The following is a 7,685-nucleotide window of genomic DNA, read 5'->3' on the forward strand; positions in this document are numbered from 1 at the left end:
GAGCAGCTCGGCCAGGCCGCCGCGCAGGTCGGTGCCGGCCCAGCCGGGCAGCGCGTCGGTGGCGGACCGCACCACGCCGGTGTCCGGGTCGATCACCCCGGCGCTGCCGACGCCCACCGCCGCCACCCCGCCGCCGAGCCGGCGCACCGCGCCGGCCGCGGCGGCGAGCACGGCCGCCGGCCCTTCGGCGGCGGGGGTCGGCACGGTGACGGTCCGTCCGAGTACCCCGTCCCGTCCGACCAGGGCGGCCGAGATCTTGGTGCCGCCGATGTCCACGCCGGCCACGCGCGGCACCGGGGGCGGCGGGGGCGAGGTGCCGAGCCCCTCCGCCCCGCCGAGCGGCAGGCCCGCGAGCGCGCTCACAGCAGTCCCGCCCGTTCCAGGACCCGGCGGACCTCGGCGGTCTGCTGCTCGTCCAGCGGCAGCATCGGCGCGCTCATCGCGTTGCTCGCGATGATCCCGCGCAGCATCAGCGCGGTCTTGAAGCCGCCCAGCCCGGCGGCGGTCCCGGAGGTGTCGGTGGCTGCCCGGACGATCTCGAACAGCCGGGCCAGCCGGTCCTGCTCCGCCCGCGCCGCCGCCCAGTCCCCCGCCGCCGCGGCGTCCGCGAGCCGGCGGTAGCCGTGCGGGTCAACGTTGCCGAGCCCGGGCACCACGCCGTCGGCACCGCCCAGCAGCATCGCGTCGACCACCACCTCGTGCCCGGTCAGCACCGCGAACCCGGGCAGCTCGGCAGCGCCCAGGCAGAGGTAGCGGAAGGCACCGTCGTCGCCGCTGGAGTCCTTGACCCCGGCCAGCACGCCGTCCGCCGCCAGCCGCAGCAGCATCCCGGTGTCCAGCTTGGTGTGCACGCAGACCGGGATGTCGTAGGCGAACAGCGGCAGGTCGACGGCGGCCGCGATCTGCCGGAAGTGCCGCTCGATCTCGGCGGGGTGGGTGCGGGTGTAGAAGGGGGCGGTCGCCACCACGGCGTCCGCGCCCAGCTCGCGGGCGGTCCGGGCCCGCTCGATCACCCGGTTGGTGGTGGTCTCGATGCAGCCGGCGATCACCGGGACGCGGCCGGCGGCGGCCTTGACCACCACCTCCAGCACCTGGGTGCGCTGGTCCTCGGTGAGGTAGGCGGTCTCGCTGGAGCTGCCGAGGGCGAACAGGCCGTCCACCCCGCCCTCCAGCAGGAATCCGACCAGTCGTTCCAGCGAGGCGGTGTCGATCCGGCCGTCGGCGGTCAGCGGCGTGACGACCGGGGGGACGAGGCCGGCGAACCGGGGCTGACGGAGGGTCATGCGGTGCTCCTTGCGGGGGTTTCGGGGTGGACGCAGTGCCAGCGGTGCCGCTCGGCACCGTCGGCCGCGGGGAAGTCGGTGGCGCAGGCCTCGTCGGCCTTCCAGCACCGGGTGCGGAACGGGCAGCCGCTGGGCGGGTTGGTGGCGGAGGGCACCGGACCGTGCAGCACGATCCGCTCGCTCTGCGCCAGCAGGCTGGGCGTCGCGGACAGCAGCGCCTTGGTGTAGGGGTGCGACGGCGCACCGGTGACCTCGGCGGCCGCGCCCTCCTCGACCACCCGGCCCAGGTAGAGCACGGCCAGCCGGTCGGAGAGGTAGCGCACGGTCTGGATGTCGTGCGAGACGAAGACCATGCCCAGGCCGAGCCGTTCGCGCAGGTCGACCAGGAGGTTGAGGACCTGGGCTCGGACCGAGACGTCCAGCGCGCTGGTCGGCTCGTCGGCGATCACCACGTCCGGCTCCAGCGCCAGCGCCCGGGCGATCGCCACCCGCTGGCGCTGGCCGCCGGAGAGCTGGCCGGGCAGGTTGCGGATCACGTGGCCGGGCAGGCCGACCAGGTCGAGCAGTTCCTCGACCCGCTGCTCGCGCTCCGGGCGGGTGCCGCGCCGGTGCACGTCGAGCGGGTCGCGCAGGATCCGCCCCACCGGCAGCCGCGGGTTGAGCGCGGTCGAGGCGTCCTGGAAGACCATGCTGACGGCGCTGCCGAACTCGCGCCGGCGCCGGGCGGCCGGCATCGCCCACAGGTCCTCGCCACGGAACGCGACGGTGCCCTCGGTCGGGCGCTGCAGGCCGGTGAGCACCTTGGCCATGGTCGACTTGCCGCAGCCGGACTCGCCGACCACGCCGACGATCTCGCCCTTGCGGACCTCGAAGTCGGCCGCGGTGAGTGCGTGCACCGCGTCGCGGCGCAGCACGCCGCCGCCGCGGGCGCGGTGCCGCACGTGCACGCCGTCCAGGCGCAGCACCGGCTGCCGGTCGGTGGGGTTCATCGGGGGCTCCCTTCGAGGACGGCCGCCGCGGGGTGGTGGCAGGCGAAGCCGTGGTCCGGCGCCCGGTCGGCGGCCGCCGGCACCGCGGTGCGGCACAGCTCGGTGGCGGCCGGGCAGCGGGTGGCGAACCGGCAGCCGCTGTTGAAGGCGCGCGGGGCGGGGACCACGCCGCGGATCTGGTGCAGGCGGTCCGCGCCGGACTCCAGCGAGACGACCGAGCCGAGCAGCCCGCGGGTGTAGTGGTGCGCGGGGTCGGTCAGCACCGCGCGGGTGGCGCCGAGTTCGGCGACCTGCCCGGCGTACATCACGGCCACCCGGTGGGCCAGGTCGCCGACCAGCGCGAGGTCGTGCGAGACCAGCACCATGGCGAAGCCGAGCTCGTCGCGCAGCCGCACCAGCAGGTCCACCACCTGGGCCTGCACGGTGACGTCGAGCGCGGTGGTCGGCTCGTCGGCGATCAGCAGGCGCGGGTCGCGGGACAGGGCCATCGCGATCAGCACCCGCTGGCGCTGCCCGCCGGACAGTTCGTGCGGGTAGCTGCGCAGCGTGCGCTGCGGGGTCAGGCCGACCAGGTCGAGCAGTTCGGCGGGCGTCTTGCTGCCACCGCGGCCGGTCAGCTGCTTGAGCTGGGTGCCGACCAGGACCGAGGGGTTGAGCGAGGACATCGCGTCCTGGTACACCATCGCGATCTCGGGGCCGAGCAGGGCGCGGCGCCGCCGCGGGTCCATGGTGAGCAGGTCCTGGCCGCGGTAGTCGATCCGGCCGCCGGTGGTGGCGTTGCGGGCGAGCAGGCCCATCACGGCCAGGCTGGTGATCGACTTGCCGCAGCCGGACTCGCCGACCAGGCCGAGGGTCTCGCCCTCGTGCACGGTGAAGGAGACCGCGTCGACCACGGGGGTGCTGCCGTACCGGTCGGGGAAGCGGATCGACAGGTCCCGCACCGCGAGCAGTTCGGCGGCGCCCGGTGCGACCGGCGCGATCCGCACGGGCTGCGCGGCGACCCGCTCGGCCAGCACCGCCAGCGCGGCGGTGACGTCCGCCTGGGGCGCCGCGGTGGACCGGTCGTCGGCCGGGGCGTCCGGTGCCGGGCCCGGGGCGGGCGCGGCGGCGGCGTCGGTCAGCCCCTCGGCCAGCACGTTCAGCGCCAGCACGGTGAGCAGGATGGCCAGGCCCGGGAAGATCGCCGCCCACCAGCCGCCGGCCTGCAGGATCTGCTGGCCGTACGAGATGACGTTGCCCCAGCTGGGGTTGGGCTGCTGCACGCCGGCCCCGAGGAAGGAGAGGCTGGCCTCGAACACGATCGCGTCGGCGACCAGCACGGTGGCGAACACGGCGACCGGGGCGGCGCAGTTGACGGCCACGTGGCGGGCCACGATGTAGCCGCGCCGGGCGCCCATGACGCGCTCGGCCGCCACGTAGTCCTCGCCGTACTGGGCCTGCACGTTGGCGCGCACCACCCGGGTGAGCATCGGCACGTAGACGAAGGCGATGGTCAGCACCAGGATCGGCACGCCGGTGCCGAAGATGGTGACCAGCACGGCGGCCAGCGCGATCGGCGGGAAGGCCATCACGACGTCCAGGGTGCGCATCACCCCCTCGTCGCCCGCCCTGCGGGCGGTGGCGGCGAAGGCGCCGAGCACGGTGCCGGCGACCAGCGCGACGGCGGTCGCGCCCAGGCCGATGACCAGGGAGTAGCGGGCGCCGTCGACCACCCGGGCGAACACGTCGCGGCCGAGCCGGTCGGTGCCGAACCAGTGCGCACCGCTCGGGGGTTGCACGGGGATGCCGGTGGCCAGCGGGTCCTGGGTCAGCAGCGGGCCGAGCGCCGCGGCCAGCAGCAGCAGGACCAGCACGCCGAGCGCGACCCGGGAGGCGGCGGGCAGCCGGCGGAGCGCGAGGCCCGGCCGGGCAAGGCGGCGGAGGAGTCCGGTTCGCATGTCACACCGTCCTGACGCGGGGGTTGACCAGCAGGACCAGCAGGTCGGAGAGGACGTTGACGACCAGGAAGACCACCGCGATGGTCAGCACCGCGCCCTGCACCAGGGCCACGTCGCCGCCGGTGACGCCCTGGACGATCAGCTGGCCCATGCCGGGCAGGTTGAAGATGTTCTCGATCACCACGGCGCCGCTGAGCAGGTAGCCGACCCGCAGGCCGAGCACGGTCAGCGGGGTGACCATGGCGTTGCGCAGCACCCCGCGCACCACCACCGAGCGCGGCAGGCCGTTGCCGGTGGCGGTGCGCACGTAGTCGCGGTCCAGCTCGGCGACCATGGCGGTGCGCACCAGTCGGGCGAGCGAGGCGCCCACCGGCACGGCCAGCGAGAGCGCCGGCAGCGCCAGCGACTGCAGCCAGCCGGCCGGGTCGTCGGCCGGGTTGACGTAGCCGCCGCTGGGGAACAGCGGGTGGTCGAGGGCGAGTTCCTGGATCAGCAGGATGCCGACCAGGAAGGACGGGATCGCCACCCCGGAGATGGAGAGCACCCGGGTGAGCTGGTCGGGCCAGCGGTCCCGGTACAGGGCGCCGGTGACGCCGAGGACCAGCGCGATCAGCACGGCGATCACCAGGCCGAGCAGGGTCAGCTGCAGGGTCAGCGGGAAGGCGGTGGCGATCCGGTCGGCGACCGGCTGGCTGGGCGGCACGGTCACGCCCAGGTCGCCGTGCACCAGGTGCTGCAGGAAGTGCAGGTAGCGCACCGGCAGCGGGTCGTCGAGCCCGTTGGCGGCCGCGAACGCGGCCCGGGCCTGGGGTGTGGCGCTGTCGCCGAGCGCGTTGTACGCGGGGTCGGCGGGCGAGAACTGCATCACCGCGAAGACCAGCGCGGCGACGCCGAGCACCATCACCGGCAGCATCGCGACGCGGCGCAGCGCCAGCCGGAGGAATACGAGCATGGGGAGTCCTTGATCGTGCGGAGGGGGTGGGGCCGGCGCGGTCGTCGGCAGGGCCGGCCCCGGCCCGCGGTCAGGCGGTGGCCACGCCCAGGAACGACAGGCCCGTGGTGGGCAGCGGCTTGAAGCCGGTCAGCTTCTTGGTGTCCCAGGCGGTGGGCAGCTTGCGGTGGACGATCGGGTAGAGCGCGGCCTGCTCGGCGATCAGGTCGATGGCCTGGCCCCAGAGCTTGCTCCGGGTGTTCTTGTCCGAGGTCTGCGCGGCCTGGTCGAGGAGTCCGCGGACCTGGGTGTCCTCGGCGGAGCCGGCCCAGCGGAACCGCTTGGTCGGCCACACGCCCGCGCCGTAGAACCAGCGCAGCAGCAGGTCGGTGTCGTTGCCGAAGACCGACGGGTCGCCGGGGGCGGCCATCACCTGGAACGACCCGCCGTCGACCTTCTTGTACTGGCCCGAGGAGTCGCCGACGTCCAGCGTGGTGCTGACGCCGATCGCGTCCCAGCTCTCCTTGATGATCGGGGCGATGTCGGCGACCCAGCCGGTGTTGGTGGTCAGCAGGGTGACGGACAGTCCGGCCGCGCCCGCGTCGGCCAGCAGCGACTTGGCCCGGGCCGGGTCGTGGGTGTAGACGGTGCCGGCCCGGTGGTAGTCGGGGTGGCTGGGCTGCAGGTAGCTGGTGGAGGCGATGCCCTGGCCGTACATCGCGGTGGCCACGATCTTGTCGACGTCGAGCGCGTAGTGCAGGGCCTGGCGGACCCGCTTGTCGTCGAACGGCTTCTGCGCGCAGTTGAACATCAGGAACAGGTTGCCGAAGGAGGCGACCGAGTCGGTGGTGGTCTTCCCCTTGAGGGCGGCGACGTCGACGTACGGGACGTCCTCGATCGCCTCGACCCGGCCGGACGAGATGGCGCTCACCCGGGCGGTGTTGTCGTTGACGAGGCGCCAGTTCATCGCGGCGGCCCTGGCCGGGCGGGGACCGTTGTAGGCGTCCCACCGCTTGAAGACGATCTTGTCCTGGCGGGTGGCCTCGACCAGCTGGTACGGGCCGGAGCCGACCGGCTTGGCGTCGAAGGCCTTCTGGTCCGCCTCGACGATCTTCCTGGGCACGATCTTGACGACCGAGATCCGGGTCGGGAAGAGCGGGAAGGCGTACTTGAGCCGGAACTCGACGGTGGACGCGTCGACGGCGGTGACGCTGTCCAGGAAGGGCAGGAACTGGACCATCAAGGAGGCGTTCTTCGGGTCCAGGATGCGGGTGAAGCTGAACACCACGTCGTCGGTGGTGACCGGCGAGTTGTCGTGGAAGGTGGCGCCCTTGCGCAGGGTGGCCCGGTAGACGGTGTCGCTCACCGCCTGCGGCAGGGCCGTGGCCAGCGCCGGGTACGGCTCGCGGGTGACCGGGTCGAGGTCGACCAGGCCCTCGAAGACGTGCATGTTGGCGGCGACCGGCGTGGCGCCGGACGAGGTCATCGGGTCGAAGCCGGTCGACAGCGCGTAGGAGATGCCGGCCTCGATGGTGCCGTTGGCGTCCGGCGTCGACCCGCCGGTGCTGCTGCCCGCGGTCGAGGACGGGCCGCCGCAGGCGGCGAGGGAGCCGGTGAAGGCCGCGGCCGCCGAGACGGCGCCCGCCAGGCGCAGGAAGCCGCGGCGGTCGACGCCCCGGTCGTTTCGATCAAACACGTGCGCTCCTTGGGGGCGGAGGTGAGTGACGCCTCAGCTGTCTCGAACCCGAGAAGGTCGGACATCTGATGTCTGATGCTGATAGCGTGTGACCGTAGTCGCCGCACGAGGGAGGGGTCAAGCGTTGATCAGTCCGGACCATTCACGATTCGGCAACGGCCGCGCAGCGGGCCGGCAACGGCAGGTCACCGAGGAGATCAAGCGGTACATCCTGGCCAACCGGCTGCAACCGGGCGACCTGCTCCCCACCGAGGCCGAGCTGTGCGCCGCGCTCGGCGCCAGCCGCTCCAGCGTCCGGGAGGCGGTGAAGACGCTGGACGCGCTCGACATCGTCCGGGTCCGGCACGGCCACGGCACCTACGTGGGCAGCCTGAGCCTGTCGGCCCTGGTGGAGAGCCTCGCCTTCCGCGGGCTGCTCAGCCCGGACGACGACTTCCGGGTGCTGGCGGAGCTGGTCGAGGTCCGCGAGCTGTTCGAACGCGGGATGGCCGAGCGGATCATCGGCGCCCTGCGGCCGACCCACCTGGCGGTGCTGGACGGCCTGGTGGACGAGATGGCCGAGCGGATCGCGACCGGCGGCGACCTGATCGCCACCGACCGCCGGTTCCACGCCCTGCTGCTGGAGCCGCTCGCCAACGAGCTGATCGGCCAGCTCTCGGCCGCCTGCTGGGACGTGCACGCGATCGTCGCCCCGCACCTGAACGTGATCACCGACCGGGACGAGGCCGACACGGTGCAGGCCCACCGGGCCATGGTCGGGGCCGTGCGCGCGGCCGACCCGGCGGCGTTCACGGCGGCGGTGCACGCGCACTACGCGCCGGTGCGCCGGCGGATCGCGGCGGCCCGGGC

General features: G+C 73.9%; 7 protein-coding genes. 1 reads left to right on the forward strand and 6 read right to left on the reverse strand.

The window, feature by feature from the left end:
• The 6 genes from ACFW1A_RS35940 to ACFW1A_RS35965 all read right to left on the reverse strand — a co-directional run.
• On the reverse strand, positions 1–363 hold a 363-nt coding region (locus ACFW1A_RS35940), incomplete at its 3' end, for an ROK family protein (protein WP_380416921.1).
• Complete coding sequence (locus ACFW1A_RS35945; RefSeq protein ID WP_380416923.1) at positions 360–1,283, reverse strand: dihydrodipicolinate synthase family protein; 924 nt, start codon at positions 1,281–1,283, stop codon at positions 360–362. The genes ACFW1A_RS35940 and ACFW1A_RS35945, both read right to left, overlap by 4 nt.
• Positions 1,280–2,248 carry an oligopeptide/dipeptide ABC transporter ATP-binding protein gene (locus tag ACFW1A_RS35950; RefSeq protein ID WP_380416936.1) on the reverse strand — a complete coding sequence of 323 codons (969 nt, stop codon included), beginning with the start codon at positions 2,246–2,248 and terminating at the stop codon, positions 1,280–1,282. Before ACFW1A_RS35950 ends, ACFW1A_RS35945 begins: the two co-directional genes overlap by 4 nt.
• 20 nt (positions 2,249–2,268) lie before the next feature.
• Positions 2,269–4,209 (reverse strand): dipeptide/oligopeptide/nickel ABC transporter permease/ATP-binding protein, encoded by a 1,941-nt coding sequence (locus ACFW1A_RS35955; protein ID WP_380416926.1) that lies wholly within the window; start codon positions 4,207–4,209, stop codon positions 2,269–2,271.
• A 1-nt stretch (position 4,210) separates the two neighbouring features.
• Positions 4,211–5,161, reverse strand: a complete 951-nt coding sequence (locus ACFW1A_RS35960; protein ID WP_380416928.1) for an ABC transporter permease — start codon at positions 5,159–5,161, stop codon at positions 4,211–4,213.
• Positions 5,162–5,231: 70 nt separating this feature from the next.
• Entirely contained in the window at positions 5,232–6,836 is a 1,605-nt protein-coding gene (locus tag ACFW1A_RS35965; protein WP_380416931.1) for an ABC transporter substrate-binding protein, read from the reverse strand.
• Positions 6,837–6,960: 124 nt separating this feature from the next.
• Here ACFW1A_RS35965 and ACFW1A_RS35970 point away from each other — a divergent pair.
• A partial coding sequence (locus ACFW1A_RS35970; protein WP_380416933.1) for a FadR/GntR family transcriptional regulator occupies positions 6,961–7,685 on the forward strand: 725 nt, incomplete at its 3' end.

The organism is Kitasatospora sp. NPDC058965 (assembly GCF_042741245.1).
Lineage (GTDB): Bacteria > Actinomycetota > Actinomycetes > Streptomycetales > Streptomycetaceae > Kitasatospora.